The following is a 16978-nucleotide window of genomic DNA, read 5'->3' on the forward strand; positions in this document are numbered from 1 at the left end:
TCTCAGCTGAAAACTGGCTAATCATCACCACTGAATTTAAAACACAGTTTCATGGTGCAATAGGGCGCGAAGATGTACTCAGTGATTACTGCGAACATCAACAGCTCAAACGACGACAAAACTTAAGTCACTGCAAAAAACTCTTTGCCTAAGTTCACGATTTACCGATTTTAAACACCATAAAGTCAACAAGTCAGTACTTGAGGTTGATACTTGCCAGAAAATTGATGAATTAGTATAGCTTTGAGCTAAAGCGGTAGTTTCGTTTCTATTCTTTGTCAAAAACTGTCATTTGGTCATGACAAAGAGCAAGATATTATCATATCGCTGCTATGTGATTAGGGTTTATTTGGAATGAGTGTCATTATTAATTTTTCAGAAACTGTCATTTGGTCATGACAAAGAGCAAGATATTATAATAATCGATGTTATGTGATGATGCTTTATTTAGAATGAGTGTCATTATTAATTCTTTATTTAGAATGAGTGTCATTATTAATTGAAGCAGGTAAAGCTGATTACTCTAAAATATGGAAAAATATGAAACGCACTTGGAGTGATTATTGGGTTGGGGTTTCAGAAAGTGACCCCGCATCAGAGCTAGCTATAACTATTGCTTCCAATCCATTGCAATTGCCAGTGGGTATGGTGGACTAGCTATGGGATCTGTGCGACTAGGTCAAATGGCAGTACGTTTTAGCTTTTTTTCATGGACATTAAACCCTAGTGCTGATGGGGCTGGGTGGTTAGCTTTAGATATAGCTACAATGCGTATAGGATCATTATTTGATGGTACTTTACTACATGGAATAGACCATGTTGTAAATAGTTATAGCTTGTTACAACAAACAGCCAATACAACTCAAATCGCCAAACAAACGTGTCAAATTCCTATGAGGTGTTAATAAGTGAAGAAAATTAGTTCAAGAGAGTTTATGTATATTAGTGCTATGACAGTTTTACCTGTCGCGATGTTGTTTAAGGGAATGTATCTGTATTTCATGGGTGCACTAGCTCTATCTGTTTTACTAATTTACTTTGATCCGTTATTTAAACAATTTAGAAGGCAAGTAGCTGGTGCAAATCAATTCATTTTTTTTACTTTATTAAGCGGTGGAATAATAGGTTTAGCTATTTATTTCTTACCGAATGTAGCTAATGCTCTAATATCAATCTGGTTTATCGTAGATATCGTATATGGGCTTAAAATAGCAAAGAAAATTGAACTAATTAATGAAAACCTTAATTAGAGTAAATAAAAGACACCTACTCAAATTGGTTATTAAAGGATCCTCATGTGGTATTTTGTTGATGAAAAAAAGCCAAACAATAGAGCATGAATGAAGTCCTTGAGCGTTGGCAGCGCTTACACACAGAGATTTAACTAGACATATATGGACGCTTCCTTGATGTGAAGCCGAGTGAATACGAAAACATAACAAAACGGGCTTATGTTTTTGATTACTGAGCATTACTCTTTTCATACTTTTGTTCATGATGACAGGCGCTTTCGCTTACTTAAAGCAAACTGTACTGACATATATTCGAGCTATGGTTTGTTATCCATGCTCCAGATAGGTTGCGAACTAGAAATACCTTAAAAACATTGTTCACCCAAACGTGATAGATACACTTGTCCTCTCACAGGCTTTGTTCTAGTTGGCTCGTTTAGCTGTTGTTATGTTATTCATCACCACATGAATATAACAAAAAAGCTTCCTCAATTTTATATCTTCGCCTATACTGTTTAAATATACAGTATAGGCGCGTTTTATGAAAGTTATTCCTATTTTTATTGAAGCTGGTATCTCTGGTTTTGAATCTCCTGCGGCTGAATACAAAGAGCTTGGTCTATCACTTGATCAGCTCCTAGTATCAAATCCTGATGCAACATTTATTGGTTTAGCGCAAGGGCCTTCAATGCAGGAGGTTGGTATTTTTGATGGTGATTTATTGTTAGTTGATCGCAGTGAGCCAGTAAAAGATGGCGATGTTATCGTTGCAAATTACAACGGTTGTTTTACTTGCAAGTTTATTGATAAAAAGAATGCTAGATTGTTATCTGCATCGTGTAAACACCAGCCAGTAAATATTACCCCAGAAGATGAGTTTCAAATAGAAGGGGTAGTTACACGCTCAATTCGTTTACATCGACAGGTTAAGGAGCTTAGTACATGTATGCGTTAGTTGATGCGGTGTCTTTCTACGCATCTTGTGAGAAGGTTTTTGATCCATCAATTAGAAATAGGCCTGTCGTAGTGCTCACCAATAATGACGGTTGCATATGCGCAGTTTGCCCAATGGGCCGACACTTAGGTATTCCTAAATTTAAGCCTTATTTTCAAATCAAACCGTTCTTGGCAAAGCATAATGTGGTGATTCGATCGTCTAATTATGAGTTATATGCGGATTTGAGCGAGAAAATGATGAATGTTATTGGCCGCTTTTGCGATAACCAATATGTATATTCGATTGATGAGTCATTTTTACAATTCAAAAAATATAATCACATTATTAACGATTGGCAGCAATACGGCCATGATATACGCCGTGCTGTTTGGCAAGAAACACGTTTACCGGTTGGTGTTGGTTTTGGCACAACACCAACATTAGCTAAAGCCGCTAATCATGCCGCTAAAAAATTACCGGGATATAATGGTGTAGCCGTTGTTAATAATGCCGCATCACGCAAAGAAGTATTGTCAAAAATGACCGTGACTGACGTATGGGGTATTGGCAGCCGATTAGGAAAGCGTTTAAACGTGTTAGGTATAACTAGCGCCTGGGATCTCGCAAATCAATCACCTAAAGCGATGCGTAGTCAGTTTAGTGTATTGGTTGAACGAACAGTTAACGAACTCAACGGTATTGTTTGTATAAATTGGGATGAAGTTAAACAGCCTAAACAAGAAATATTTTCAACCAGAAGCTTTGGGCAACGTATTAACGAAACTCATCAATTAAAAACAGCGCTAGTAAGCCATGGTGCAATTGTCGGTCGAAAATTAAGAAAGCAGCATTCACGGGTAAAGCGACTAGCTGTATTTGCCGCTAGCTCCCCTCATGATGATAATTACTATAACAAATCAATAATTTATGAGTTTGCTATTGCAACAGACAATACTCTTCATATTGCCAATGCAATATCAGCGGTTTTTAATCGCGTGTATGCAAGTGGTGTTAACTTTTACCGTTGTGGTGTTGGCGCTATTGAACTGGAGAATAGCCAGTTTCAACAACAGGATTTATTTTGGCCAAATAATGATGACCCGACATTAATGTACTGCTACGACGGCATAAATAATCGCTACGGCAATGAAACATTACAACTAGCAGCACAGGGTCGCATTGAAAAGTGGCATATGCGACGCGAGTTTCTTTCACCTAGCTTTACCAGTAAATGGCGCGATATACCTAAAATTAGTTGTTAATGTGAGCAGAATAGGGCATCAACAACCGCTTAGCTGAAGTGTAAATATTTAAGAAAAGCGTTTCGATATAAATAAAATTTTATGCCAGTGTTAGACATACGTTAGACAGAGACAAAAAAGCCACTTGAACAGTTCATCGAACTATTGCTAAGTGGCTAATTTATATTACTTAATTTGGTCGGAGTAGCAAGATTCGAACTTGCGACCTCACGTCCCCCAGACGCACGCGCTACCAAGCTGCGCTATACCCCGAATGATAAGCTTAATGGGGATAAAAGCTTATGCGAGCTATATTAAAGATTTATCGGTCGAATGCAATTAAAAAACATCATTATACAAGCTAAGCGACTAATTATTGTACGCTTTGTGCTTGCTTGCTGAATTGTTTAATAAAGTTAACTCCATCAATCATTAATGGGAAATCAGGTTTTGCCGTAATAGGTGCTGCAAGTTGAATAGAATAACTTTGGAAGTTACCATTTTGATCAACAAACATAGACTTATCTTTATTAAAAACGACTATGCCGTTATCCATAGTATTGGCAATAATTCGGTCATGATCTAATGCTTTAATATCCGTGCCATTACTGTAACTTTTCTCATTAATATCACAGTTTAACCAACGCTTAATTAATGTAGGTTGTACATCCATATGGCTTGTTAAATTGTTAATAAGCTTATTCTTACTTTCAGGCAAAATAAGTAATGCTGGTTTAATCGATAAACTGGTATCTACAGTGTTATTTCCTATTGAGCTAACCCAAAGAATATCGTTGCGCTTGTTATCGTTTTGTTGCTTATTTTGTGCAGACATTAAGGCATCTAAAAATAGTTCAAATTGATAACTATTGTCACCTTTAAAATAAAATACATGTAGTCCAGCTGAATAACTATTAAGTTTATCAGCAAAAATTAAACTAGAAATATCGTTGAGTTTAGTTGTAGTTGCGAATAGTTCATTAGTAATACTTAATAAGCCATTTGAATTCGTAACAGATGATTCACTGGTATCTTCACCAATAATAGTAAAGGATTTCGCAAGATTTTTTTGCTCAATAATTTGGAATAATAAAGGTTGAGCATGCTGTTCAATTAATGACTTTTTATAAATACTTGGCAGGCTATAAAAAAGATTAAACCAAGCATCTTTTGGTAACGCGTTATCAATGTGGTTTTCAAGCGAAAGCTTGCCACGCTTGACTCTTTGCTTAATTTTATCTAATTGTTGAGTTTGTAATGTTTTGTCTGTAATTACCATGAAAACTGATTGTTTTAAGGCTAACTCATTTGGGCATTGACCTTCATATTGAGGGTATGCTGGCACGGTATCGGTAAAGGCCAGTGGGCTTGTACGACGAGCAATATAATCAACTCGGTCGAACATGCCATATTTAGTTAATAAGGTTTTTGCGGTAGACGGATAGGTCAGTGGCAAAGTGGTGTCTTGGCGCAATACGTCGTACTCAAGATTAGCATCTGCCCAAATATGTATAATGTGACTAAAAAAGAAAAAACACACCAAAGGGATAACGACAAAGCGTGCAAATATTGTTTTTTGAAGTGATTTTAAATGTTTCCAAGCATAGTTAGAGGTTATAAGTTCAAACGACAATATAACCATAGTTAATACTAAACTAACAAACCAAAAAACGCGGCTATTTTGCTGAATTTCATTGGTAATAAGTTCGAGTATTGGTGCACTTGAAGAAATATTTAAATGATAACCTAAACGATTATAAATAAAGGCATCTAATAAAAGCAGTAATAATTCAATGGTAAAAATAATTGACGCGGCAACACGTATAAATCGAGTACGAGGGAATAACAGCATTATCGGAAACAAAATGAGTACAAAACTCATAAACGTTAAGAAAGCCATATGACTTAGCCAAGTCGTTACTAAATACGTTTGGCCAAGTAACGTTTCGGGCATTGATTCACTAAAAACATAAATTGACGATAATAAAATCGCCGCAATAATATTAAAAAAAGTGAACCAGTGGCTCCAACTAACTAACTGTAATAGGCGCTTACTATAGGGTTTAGATTCAAATGAAGCCATTGCGTCGTTTAATACTCTTATTTTTGTTGATGAATGTCGCTTTGTATTTATACTTTTTATTTAGAATTTTGTATAGATTGTTTTAAAGCCTTGGTAAAATTGTCTATTAATGGCCCTTGTTCTTCTTTCGGGACATTATTTACAATAATTTCTGTTAAGGTATTTCCTAGGCACATTAGCGCTAGATCAGGGGTTGCAGACTCGTTGACGAGAACATCAAGCAAATCTTTAATAATTTTTTCTACACGTTCGTTGGAATACTTGGATACAATAGGCATCTTAAACACTTAATGGTAATTTAATAAACAGACTTAAGTTTATCAAATGCCTGAACAATATAATACTGACCTTTAACTATGAGCTTAATAATTTCGAATATTGCACTGCATTTTTTAACTAAAAAAGAAGAAACTGGTGAAGTTGTACTCAGGTTAGGACCTGAAAATGTTACAGCTAGCAGCAAAATAGAAAGTTTTGTTGATGCACTACATAAAATTTATAACAGCAAAGGCAGTAAGGCTTACGGGCACTTTTCATCGATGCCAGCTGAAGGCGATTCGGCCCGATTTGTTGATATAATGGAAAGCTATTTGGGCGATGCTCAAACTTTTCATCAATTTAGTAGTCAAGCCGGTAATTTACTTAAAAATGAATTAGAAAAATATGATCTAGCTGAAACAGGCTATTTAATTGTTTGCCACTACGAATATATGGGCGGTCGTTATTTATTGGCCGCAATAATTCCTATTTCTGAGCATTACACTGTTGACGGCGAATTAAATATTTCAGCAGATCAACATCTTGATACTAATAAGTTACAGTTAGCCGCTCGTATTGATTTATTTGACTACCAAAATAATGCCGAAGGTAATCGTTATATCTCTTTTATTAAAGGTCGTGCAGGTAGAAAAGTGTCAGACTTTTTCTTAGACTTTTTAAGTTGTGAAGAAGGTTTAAATTCAAAAGAACAAACACAAACCTTAGTACAAGCTGTTGAAGATTATGTGTCGGTTAACCAGTTTGACGCTAATGAAAAGCAACAAACACGCAAAGAACTACTCAGTTATTGTAAAGAGCAAAAAGAGTCAGCCCAAGACGTTTCATTACAAGAAATTGGCAACGTTATTAAAACAGAAGAAAGCGGGCAAGACTTTTATAAATTTTGCCAAGAGCAATCTTACCCAATAGAAGAATCGTTTCCGCATGACCAAGCTGTGGTTAATAAAGTTACTAAATACTCGGGTTATGGTAATGGGATTAGCTTAAGTTTTGAGCGTAGCCATTTTGGTCAAGATGTTGTTTATAGTCCGGCTAACGAAAGTATTACTATTTATAAAGTACCACCGAATTTAAAAGATCAACTCTTAGCGTTAATGGAAAGTAATGCTCAACAAACTGCTAACTCTTCTCAGCCAGCGATGAGCAGCAATGCAGATACTGGTCAAATTCAAGTAGAAGATTCAGAACACGAATAGCAGTGATATTCGGTTAGATAAGTAAAGTATATAGCAGCTATTGCTGATTTTAAGTGATAGAAGATAACAAAATTAGGAAAGAAAATGACCACATTAACAATTACTCGACCAGACGACTGGCATGTACATTTACGCGATGGCGAAGCATTGAATAATACCGTTGCTGATATTAGCCGATACTTCGGACGCGCTATTATTATGCCAAACTTAGTGCCACCGGTAACTAATGCTGAATTAGCAACGCAATATCATCAACGTATTATGGCGGCTAAGCCAAGTAAACAATTTCAACCGTTAATGGTGTTGTATTTAACCGATCAAACTACCGCTGAAGATATTAAAGCAGCGAAAGCATCAGGTATTGTTTACGCGGCTAAACTTTATCCCGCTGGTGCTACCACTAACTCTTCATCAGGTGTTACTAATGTTGATAACATTGCCTCTGTATTAGCGGCGATGGAAGCAGTGAACATGCCATTATTAGTGCATGGCGAAGTGACGGATCATGACATTGATATTTTCGACCGTGAAGCGGTTTTTATCGACACCATTTTACGTCCACTAGTGGCTAAATATCCAACATTGAAAATAGTGTTAGAACACATTACCACCAAAAATGCTGTTGATTTTGTTAAAGAAGCTAGCGAAAACGTTGCAGCAACTATTACAGTACACCACTTATTATTTAACCGTAATCACATGTTAGTTGGCGGTATTCGTCCTCATTTTTATTGTTTACCTATATTAAAACGTAATATTCATCAGCAGGCTTTAATTGAAGCAGCAACAAGTGGTAGTGACAAATTCTTTCTAGGTACCGATTCAGCGCCGCACCCACAACACGCTAAAGAAGCAGCTTGTGGTTGTGCGGGGGCTTATACTGCCCATGCTGCAATTGAGCTATACGCCGAGGCGTTCGAACAAGCAGGCGCATTAGACAAACTTGAAGGCTTTGCCAGTTTACACGGACCTAAATTTTATAATTTACCGGTAAATAGCGACAAAATAACATTAGTAAAACAAGCGTGGAATGTACCAGCGATTATGGCTTTTGGTCATGAAAAAGTAGTGCCAATTCGCGCAGATGAAACCATCGCTTGGCAAGTAAAGTAGTAAGGATAAATAGAAAATGCAGTTATTTGTAAATGACTTAACCGTTATCGACTTTTCTTATTGTTGTAGTACACGTGGCATTGTTGGTGAAAGCTGGATTGTAGATGTGTTACTTGATGGCAGCTTAAATGAAATGAGCATGGTGTTAGATTTTGCCGTGGTTAAAAAACAAATTAAAGCCATTATCGATGATGCCGTAGATCATAAATTATTGTTACCTATGCAAGATAAGGCTATTAGTGCAGAACTCTCCACGCAAAGAGCAGGTCACGAATTTGTAAACTTTGAATCAAAACAAGGTGCATATTATTTACAGTCACCGAGCTGCGCGTTTGCTAAAATTGAAACACAAGAAATTGATCTCGCGTCGGTAACAGACTATTTAACGACTATAATTCTTTCGCATTTACCTAAAAATGTGCAAGGTTTAACGTTAAAACTACGTCCTGAAGTTATTGACGGTGCTTACTATCATTATACTCACGGTTTGAAACTTCATGATGGCAACTGTCAACGAATTGCCCATGGTCATCGTTCGAAAATTCATATCTATAAAAATGGTAAACGCTCAACTGCTTTAGAAGAAGTGTGGAGTTTACGCTGGCAAGATATTTACTTAGCCACTGAAGCTGACCGAATCGCGTTAAATGATATCGAGTTATCTGACACAGCTATCGCTAATTTGACTCCCGATCACCAATTATTCTCTTACTATGCACCGCAAGGAAGATTTGATATTGCAGTACCCAGTAACATTTTAGATGTGGTTGACTGCGATTCAACTGTTGAGTTACTGGCTGACTTTATTGTTCGCCAACTTAAAAAACAATCACCGTTAGATGAGTTTAAAGTTGTAGCTTTCGAAGGTGTAGCAAAAGGCGCTATTGCTCATGGATAAAAAAACAATGTTATTAAGCAAATTGCTTTTTTCGGCTTTATTACTGATGCAAGTGTGCTTTGTGCAAGCCGAAACAGTAAGCAGTGAGCAATATTTTCAAGGGGCACTTATTGTTGGTAAAACTAAACCAGAAAATAAAGTTACCCTAAATGGCGAAGCGATTAAAGTCTCTAAAAATGGCGACTATGCACTGGGTTTTAGTCGAGATGAGAAAAACAACAGTGAGCTGTTAATTATTAGCCCAAATGGTGAAGCCGAAAAGCGCATATTAAAACCATTAAAACGAAAATATAACATTCAAAGAGTTAATGGTATTGCAAAAAAAATTATGAACCCAAACAAGAAAGCGATCAGTCGTGTTGGGGAAGATAATAAAAAAATAAGAGCTGCTCGAAAAACTGATAGCGACTTAACCGCTTTCGCGCAAGGCTTTATCTCACCTATAGATGGCATAATTACTGGCGTATATGGTAGCCAGCGTTATTATAATGGTGTACCAAAAACGCCACATTATGGTTTAGATTATGCCGGTGATAAAGGTGATCCTGTAAAAGCGCCAGCTGATGGCGTAGTATTAATGTATGTAAGTGATATGTTTTACTCTGGCGGTACTATGATTATTGATCATGGCCATGGAGTCACATCAACATTTTTACATTTGAGTGGTTCATACGTTAAAGAAGGCGATAAAGTTAGCCAAGGCCAAGTAGTTGCTGCCGTGGGTGCAAGTGGAAGGGCAACAGGACCACATTTAGATTGGCGAATAAATTGGTTTAGTATGAGATTAGATCCAGCACTGGTACTAAAACTCAAACCTTTATTACGTTAAAGGCAATTATTCGCTAAGCTGATTAATTAAATATAGGGTATAACATGAAAAATTTATTTATCATTTTTGTACTAATTATAAGTTTTAATGTCAGCGCTAAAGCATTACAGATTGGATGGGAACTTTGGTTTCCTTATCAATACCGAAATAGCCAACAAGACCTTGTTGGCTTAGACTTTGAAATTCTCAATACCATACTTGCCAAAACAGATTATAAAGTCGCTTATACTGAATTACCCTGGAAGCGACATTTACACTATATAAAAATAGGTCAACTAGATGTTGCAATGGGCGCATCGTATAATGAAGAAAGGTTACGTTATGCTATGTTCAGCCAAGCCTATAGACAAGAAACTGTAAATCTTTTTGTTAAAAAAGGAACCGTTAAAGCGATTAAACTAAATTCTTTATCAGATCTTATAAACAGCGAATATATGATAGGTATAGAAAGTGGATATTATTATGGTGAAGAATATCAAGCTTTAATGAAAAAATCAGAGTTTCGAGAACATATTAGTGAAGTTGTTGATATCGAAGAAAATGTGACGCTACTTATGCAAGGCCATATCGATGGCTTTCTTGTTGATCCTGCTACGATAAAAGCCTTCTCTAAGAAATATCAAATGAATGATGAGTTTGAACAACACACATTAAGCATTTATCAGTCGGCAATACACTTCATGTTTAGCAAAGCGTCTGTATCACCGGAAACTGTTCAAACAATAGATAACATAATTACTGATTTAAAAGCCTCAGGAGAATTAGACACTATTATTCAAAAGTGGCAAACCATGCAGTAGCTTTACCCTCTGAACTAAACAATAAAAAATTTATTACTTTTGGTTTTTTAATTTCACTGCAAATAAAGCAACGGGAAAAATAATGGCAGGTAACTATCCAAGTAAAATTAAATCGCTACCGTTATTCGATGGTAGATTTGACGCATATAAACTAGCGGCGAATGGCAGTGATGTGTTGTTTGCTTCTTACCCCGCAGGTACTAATATTCCTTTACATAAACATGATACCGATAACTACGGTGTTATCACCCGTGGGGAATTAATTTTAACAATGCAGGGCAAAACTCAACATATCAAAATTGGCCAATGGTATCATGTACCCGCTAATGTCGAACATAGTGCTAAATTTTTAGAAGTTACAGATGAAATTGAAATTTGGTTTCATCCTGAAAAATAACAATAAGTTCGACTTACGACTTGAAGTATTAAACTTGCTGTTAGTACTTCTGCATACTCATAGCTAATATAAATTAAATATTTGAAGCAGCCTGAATAATTTGATTCCTAAGCCATTTATTTGCAGGGTCAAAGTCAACATTGGTATGCCAATATAAATGTACGTCAATATCATGCAAAGTTACAGGTAATGGGAATACCACTAAATCTAGCACCTCACTGTACAATTTTGCCGTTGTTTCAATCAACGTTAATAGCATGTCGTTCTGAGCGATAACTTTACATGCAGAAAAAGCATGCTGGCACCTAAGTCCAATCTTGCGTTGCATGCCCAACCGACCTAATTCAAAGTCTTCTATACTTGGTCCTATTGTACGCGATGAAACCAATACATGATCTTGAGAAAGGTAAGTATCTAAATCAAGTGATGATTTTACAATAGGGTGATCTTTTCTAACGAGAACAACGAGTTTATTTTGATCTAATTGAGTGTGCAAAATGTTGTCGCTAACAGGTACTAAAGTATCTATTGCTAGATCTACATCACCACTAGCGAGTTTATTTTCTAATTCACTGCGGTTAACCCGTCGGCTACTTTGTAAATTTATCAGTGGGGCCTCTTTTTTAATTCGTTGCATAAGTGGCGGTAAAAATGAAGCTTCAAATCCACCATGCAGCGATATATTAAAGTTGTTTCTAGACACTAAAGGCTCAAACTGGCGAGCTTGTGCTAAGCAAACTTTTAATTGTTGTAGTGCCTCACGAACATCCGCAATAACATTATTGGCAACAGGCGTAGGTCTCATTTCGTTGCCTTGTCGGATAAACAAAGGATCTTCGAAATTATGACGAAGTTTACTTAATGAATGACTAACCGCAGGTTGTGATAAGTTTAATGCAGATGCTGCTTTCGTAATATTCCCTTCACAATAAATGGCTTCGAATACGACAAATAAATTTAAATCAACCTTCATATATTTTCACTCATTGTTGTTTATTAATAAAAAATCCAACCCAAACTATGCACAATATAGATAGTGGGTTATTAAAACTATTCATTTGTTTAATTTAATATCTCAACCTATCTTAGTCAAGTAGTACGAAAATTGTTCTACACTATTTAGTGTGACAACAAATACTATAATTAAGTCTTATTTAGCAATAAGTTAATAACAAGATTAAAAAGGCTTAAATAATAATTCATGTTCGAACAATGTATTTGAACAGAATAACTTTAATGAATACGTGTGATTTGGTATGTATAGCAACTCGGGGATTCAAGATGAAGCAAAAGTTAGCAACAAAGTTTTTTAAACGAGCAGTACTCGTTTCAGCAGTATTAACAGCAATCAATTCAACAGCCGTAAGCGCAGAGGAAGCAACTACTTCGGCACAAAATGATGATAAAGATGTAGAACGTATTATGATCACCGCCTCTAAGCGGCTAAAAGGTCTGCAGGAATCGCCGGTAGCTGTTACTGTTGTTAGCGGTCAAGCGATTGAACAAGCAAAAATACTAGATATAAACGACTTACAAACACTCGTACCTACCTTGCGTGTTACACCACTACAACGATCTGTTAATACCAATTTTGCCATACGAGGTTTCGGGAATGGTACAAACAATACCGGAATTGAGCCATCAGTTGGTGTATTTATAGATGGTGTTTATCGTTCACGTGCAGCTGCTCAAATTGGTGACTTACCACGCGTACAACAAATTGAGGTACTAAGTGGTCCGCAAAGTACTCTCTTTGGCAAAAATGCTTCAGCAGGGGTTATTAGTGTAAGAACAATGGCACCATCGCATGAATTAGAAGGGAAAATTGAGTTAGGGGCCGGTAATTTCAACCAAAAACTTGTTAAAGGCTACATCACGAACGGGGTGACTGACGAACTCGCATTAAGCTTATCAGGTGGTTATAACAAAAGAGATGGTTACACTGATAGCGTTGTTGGTTTAAATGAAATTAACAATCGCGATCGATGGAATGTTCGAGCGCAAGCATTATATGAACCAACAGAAGATGTTACCTTTAGATTAATAGCCGATTACAGCGAAATTGATGAGGCGTGTTGTACCGTAGACGATGTTATAAATGGCCCAACTACTGGCGCGGTCAGAGCACTAGGCGGTGTTGTACTCGATGTTGACCCATTTTCTTATAAATCGTCATTGAATATTGACCCTGAAAATACTGTTGAAGATGGCGGTATCTCGCTGCAAGTAGATGTAGACTATGAAGAGTTCACATTTACTTCAATTTCATCAGTGCGTCATAATGACTCAGAATTTTTAAATGATGTAGATTATACTTCACTCGATATTTTACGTGAGGGTGGTCACACTGAAATCGACACATTTACTCAAGAGTTTCGTTTAACATCAACAGGGACAAGACAATTAGAGTGGATGGTCGGAGCCTACATATTTCAAGAAGAGGTAAAAACAGGCGATACGTTGTTTTACGGCGACGACATTAGGAGTTATTTTGATGTCTTAATGGTTGCTGGTGGTGCAGCAGGTTTGTTAGACGGGGTTGAAGGTGTTTATGGCCTTGCACCAGGATCATTCTTTTCAAATCAATCAGCAGTAAATTCAGAATTTACACAAGATAATGATGCCTATTCTTTGTTTGCCAATTTTGATTATCATATTTCTGATAAGTTAACTGCTATTTTTGGTTTAAGCTTCACGAAAGATGAGAAAAAAATCACCGCTAACCAAACAAATACTGATGTATTGTCGGGTATTGATTTAGATAACGACTTAACCGTATTTGGCGCGCCTTTGCCATTTATTCCAACATTAGCTCCGGCAATTCCGACCTTAAAAGGTTTACAGTTTTTACCCCCTATGCCTGGCTTACCTAACTCAGTTGAAAAGAATAAAACGAATGATAGTAAAACAACTTGGTCAACACGTTTAGCATATGAAGTTAATGATAATATTAATGTATTTGCCTCAGCAGCTACCGGTTTTAAGGCATCTTCATGGAACTTATCACGTAATAGTAACCCATTTGCCAGCGACCAAGCGGCACTAGAAAATGCCAATTTAGCTTTAGCTAACCAAAGCTATGGTGGCCGATTTGCTTCTCCAGAAGAGGCAAAAGTATATGAGCTTGGTCTTAAAGCAAGGTTTAAACAAGGTGCCTTCAATGTCACTTTGTTTGACCAAACAATTAAAGGCTTTCAATCATCAATATTTATTGGTACTGGTTATATCTTAGCTAATGCGGGTAAACAAAGTACGAAAGGAATTGAATTTGACTCTGTTTATAATCCAACTGAAAACTGGTCTTTTACTTTAGCGGGTACTTTTCTTGACCCAATTTATGACTCATTCCAGGGGGCTACAGGGCTTGATGGTCCGGTGGATTTATCAGGAGAAAAGCCTGCAGGCATTCATGAACGTAGTATAACCGCAGGGGTTACTTACAGTTATGAACTGGACAATGGTGCTTATGGTTATGTTCGTGCTGATTACCTTTACGAAAGTGAAGTTCACCTTGTTGAAAACGTGCCGGAGTCAGAAACACGTGAGGTTGGCACCTTGAATGCGAGCGCTGGATTGAATTTCGAAAATGGCATTCATGTACAACTTTGGGTACGAAACCTTAATAATGACGAATATCATCTGTCATCATTCCCGCCACCAATTCAAGCAGGCAGCTTTAATTCATACCCTAACCAACCACGTACATTCGGTGCAACAGTTTCTTATGAATTTTAAAGTTTATAATACTGTTCGATTGATATTTTGCTAATCGGTAGTACAAGCGATTAGCAACGCAATAAATAAAATGCCTTGTAATTCATACAAGGCATTTTTTTATCTAATTTAATCGATTTGAAAGTAAATTATAAAAGACTTTATTAAGTAACCTGAACTCTGGATAAGCAGCACTTGCTCAATGTTCCCTTTTAAGCCATTTTCTGCGTTAAAACGTCGATAAATAGCGCGCTATTCATAAACGTTTTGCCTTGGAAATGGCATAAAATGAAGCATTGATGATATCTATTCGTGATGTTCACTTGGCTATAGCATTTACTTTATTACCTAAGCTTTTGGTTCACTTGATTTTCAAGCACTCATTATCCAGAGTTCAGGTTAAGTAGCAAATAACAGTTAATCCACGATCATTGTTCACATAATACGACCGCTTAATAACCAATTACCTTTATTGATTAGTCACAATTACGTACCACACGCAGTATTCGTAATAAGAATGTAAGGTTATTAGAACTATTCATTTGTTTAATTGTTTGCGGGCTATTAGGATAAGGATATTAGTGTATTTTAACACCATGAAGAGTCATTAATTCCGCTATGGAAAAACTAAGTGAATACTTAAATATGATATATAAACAATATGTTATGGTAAAGGTGTAAAACAATGGCAGCTATTTATTTGATTCGCCATGGTCAAGCATCTTTTGGTAAAGCCGACTATGATCAACTGTCTGATAAAGGTGCTCAGCAATCGCAACACTTGGGCAAATTTTGGCGTACATTAGCGAGCCCAAATAAAGTATTCACTGGCGATTTATTACGTCATGAACAAACCCTCGAAAACTTTCTTATTGGTTACCAAGGCAATAAACCTTCCACGGTATTACATTCTGGTTTTAACGAATTTAACCATGTTGATTTGTTAACGCGTTCAGATGCACGTTGGAAAAGCTTTGCGCATATGGCATCACTAATTAGTAAGTCACCTGATGGAAATAAAGCTTTTCAAAAAGAGTTTGCTCAAGCGCTTAATCGTTGGGTTGAAGGTAAACACGATGGCGATTATTTAGAGAGTTGGCCAATGTTTAAAAAACGCTGTATAGCCGCACTTTACGATGTAATTAATCACGAACTTGCTGCTAAAAAATTATCAAGTAAGGCAGAGCCTTCAAAAGATATTTGTATTTTTACTTCAGGCGGTACTATTTCAGTTCTTATTCAACATGTTCTTGATTTAACGGATCAAAACACTTTAGCCGTTAATCAACAACTGCGTAACACTAGCGTTACTAAGTTGTTGTTTTCGGAAGGTAAGATAAGCATAGATTATTTAAATAACTATGCGCATTTAGCCGATAAGCCGGCAGATTGGGTAACTTTTAGATAACTTGCTAAAGAATTTATTAGAAAATTTTTAGATTGTAAAACGACATTAAATAGGAAGATTATAATGAGCAATAATTTGTTTGATTTAACAGGAAAAGTTGCATTAGTAACCGGTGCAAGTCGTGGTATAGGTGAGCATATAGCAAAATTACTGGCCGAAAATGGTGCGCACGTTATTGTATCAAGTAGAAAAATTGACGGTTGCCAAGCGGTAGTAGAACAAATCATTGCTGCAGGCGGAAGTGCACAAGCTATTGCTTGTCATATTGGTGAAATGGACCAAATTGAAGCCATCTTTGCACAAATATCATCGGAGCACGGTAAGTTAGATATTTTAGTTAACAATGCAGCTGCAAACCCTTATTTCGGCCATGTGCTTGATACTGACTTAGCTGCTTTTCAAAAAACCGTTGATGTAAACATCAGAGGCTACTTCTTTATGTCAACCATGGGTGCAAAACTTATGAAAGCTAATGAAGGCGGTGCCATTGTCAACGTTGCTTCAATAAACGGTGTTATTCCTGGCGACTACCAAGGTATTTATTCAATTACCAAAGCTGCTGTTATTTCGATGACCAAAACATTCGCCAAAGAATGTGCACAGTTTAATATTCGAGTGAATGCACTTTTACCGGGTGGTACCGACACCAAATTTGCCTCAACGTTAGTTAATAATCCGAAAATTTTAGAACAAATGATGCATCACGTACCAATGAAACGTGTTGCTCAACCAGAGGAAATGGCTGGCACTGTGTTGTATTTAGTGTCAAACGCCTCAAGTTACACAACAGGTACAGCTATTAATGTTGATGGCGGCTATTTAATTGGCTAAGTAACCTAAAAAAGATAATG

At 36.7% G+C, this 16978-nt stretch carries 16 protein-coding genes and 1 tRNA gene; 13 read left to right on the forward strand and 4 right to left on the reverse strand.

The genetic code is table 11. The features are described 5' to 3' along the window. Positions 1–659: 659 nt before the first annotated feature. The 4 genes from B6A32_RS09675 (at position 660) to B6A32_RS09690 (ending at position 3431) form a co-directional block, all read left to right on the forward strand. Positions 660–905: a hypothetical protein gene (locus B6A32_RS09675; protein ID WP_085303420.1), complete on the forward strand. Its 246-nt coding sequence runs from the start codon at positions 660–662 to the stop codon at positions 903–905. A 3-nt stretch (positions 906–908) separates the two neighbouring features. Beyond that, entirely contained in the window at positions 909–1250 is a 342-nt protein-coding gene (locus B6A32_RS09680; protein WP_143327898.1) for a hypothetical protein, read from the forward strand. 523 nt (positions 1251–1773) lie between these two features. Then, positions 1774–2187, forward strand: a complete 414-nt coding sequence (locus B6A32_RS09685) for a LexA family protein (protein ID WP_085303424.1) — start codon at positions 1774–1776, stop codon at positions 2185–2187. Continuing rightward, entirely contained in the window at positions 2175–3431 is a 1257-nt protein-coding gene (locus B6A32_RS09690) for a Y-family DNA polymerase (RefSeq protein ID WP_085303426.1), read from the forward strand. The genes B6A32_RS09685 and B6A32_RS09690 overlap by 13 nt, the downstream gene beginning before the upstream one ends. A gap of 175 nt (positions 3432–3606) precedes the next feature. Here the strand turns inward: B6A32_RS09690 and B6A32_RS09695 are convergent. The 3 genes from B6A32_RS09695 to B6A32_RS09705 all read right to left on the reverse strand — a co-directional run bounded on the left by B6A32_RS09695 (position 3607) and on the right by B6A32_RS09705 (position 5771). Then, positions 3607–3683 (reverse strand) — tRNA-Pro (locus tag B6A32_RS09695). Between the two features lie 100 nt (positions 3684–3783). Continuing rightward, a complete protein-coding gene (locus tag B6A32_RS09700; RefSeq protein ID WP_085303428.1) occupies positions 3784–5493 on the reverse strand; it encodes a DUF3413 domain-containing protein in 1710 nt (569 codons plus the stop codon). Between the two features lie 56 nt (positions 5494–5549). Next, on the reverse strand, positions 5550–5771 hold the full coding sequence (locus tag B6A32_RS09705) for a YejL family protein (RefSeq protein ID WP_085303430.1): 222 nt from the start codon (positions 5769–5771) through the stop codon (positions 5550–5552). Positions 5772–5849: 78 nt separating this feature from the next. Between B6A32_RS09705 and yejK the strand changes: the two genes are divergently transcribed. The 6 genes from yejK (at position 5850) to B6A32_RS09735 (ending at position 11005) form a co-directional block, all read left to right on the forward strand. Next, positions 5850–6968, forward strand: a complete 1119-nt coding sequence (gene yejK, locus B6A32_RS09710) for a nucleoid-associated protein YejK (protein WP_085303433.1) — start codon at positions 5850–5852, stop codon at positions 6966–6968. An 84-nt stretch (positions 6969–7052) separates the two neighbouring features. Next, entirely contained in the window at positions 7053–8081 is a 1029-nt protein-coding gene (gene pyrC, locus B6A32_RS09715) for a dihydroorotase (RefSeq protein WP_085303435.1), read from the forward strand. A gap of 16 nt (positions 8082–8097) precedes the next feature. Then, positions 8098–8979, forward strand: coding sequence for a 6-carboxytetrahydropterin synthase (locus tag B6A32_RS09720; RefSeq protein WP_085303437.1), 882 nt, complete (start codon positions 8098–8100; stop codon positions 8977–8979). Continuing rightward, a complete protein-coding gene (locus tag B6A32_RS09725; protein ID WP_101685943.1) occupies positions 8972–9808 on the forward strand; it encodes a M23 family metallopeptidase in 837 nt (278 codons plus the stop codon). The genes B6A32_RS09720 and B6A32_RS09725 overlap by 8 nt, the downstream gene beginning before the upstream one ends. 44 nt (positions 9809–9852) lie before the next feature. Then, entirely contained in the window at positions 9853–10608 is a 756-nt protein-coding gene (locus B6A32_RS09730; RefSeq protein WP_085303439.1) for a substrate-binding periplasmic protein, read from the forward strand. 82 nt (positions 10609–10690) lie between these two features. Continuing rightward, entirely contained in the window at positions 10691–11005 is a 315-nt protein-coding gene (locus tag B6A32_RS09735; RefSeq protein ID WP_085303441.1) for a cupin domain-containing protein, read from the forward strand. Positions 11006–11078: 73 nt separating this feature from the next. On the opposite strand, the gene B6A32_RS09740 is transcribed toward B6A32_RS09735, so the two are convergent. Further along, positions 11079–11978 (reverse strand): LysR family transcriptional regulator, encoded by a 900-nt coding sequence (locus tag B6A32_RS09740; protein ID WP_085303443.1) that lies wholly within the window; start codon positions 11976–11978, stop codon positions 11079–11081. Between the two features lie 308 nt (positions 11979–12286). Between B6A32_RS09740 and B6A32_RS09745 the strand changes: the two genes are divergently transcribed. From B6A32_RS09745 to B6A32_RS09755, 3 genes are all read left to right on the forward strand, one after another. Beyond that, positions 12287–14740 carry a TonB-dependent receptor gene (locus B6A32_RS09745; protein WP_085303445.1) on the forward strand — a complete coding sequence of 818 codons (2454 nt, stop codon included), beginning with the start codon at positions 12287–12289 and terminating at the stop codon, positions 14738–14740. A gap of 664 nt (positions 14741–15404) precedes the next feature. Further along, a complete protein-coding gene (locus tag B6A32_RS09750) occupies positions 15405–16127 on the forward strand; it encodes a histidine phosphatase family protein (protein WP_085303447.1) in 723 nt (240 codons plus the stop codon). 63 nt (positions 16128–16190) lie between these two features. Continuing rightward, positions 16191–16958, forward strand: a complete 768-nt coding sequence (locus B6A32_RS09755; RefSeq protein WP_085303449.1) for an SDR family oxidoreductase — start codon at positions 16191–16193, stop codon at positions 16956–16958. The last annotated feature ends 20 nt before the right edge of the window (positions 16959–16978 follow it).

Origin of the sequence: Colwellia polaris (assembly GCF_002104515.1) — a bacterium.
Classification (GTDB): domain Bacteria; phylum Pseudomonadota; class Gammaproteobacteria; order Enterobacterales; family Alteromonadaceae; genus Cognaticolwellia; species Cognaticolwellia polaris.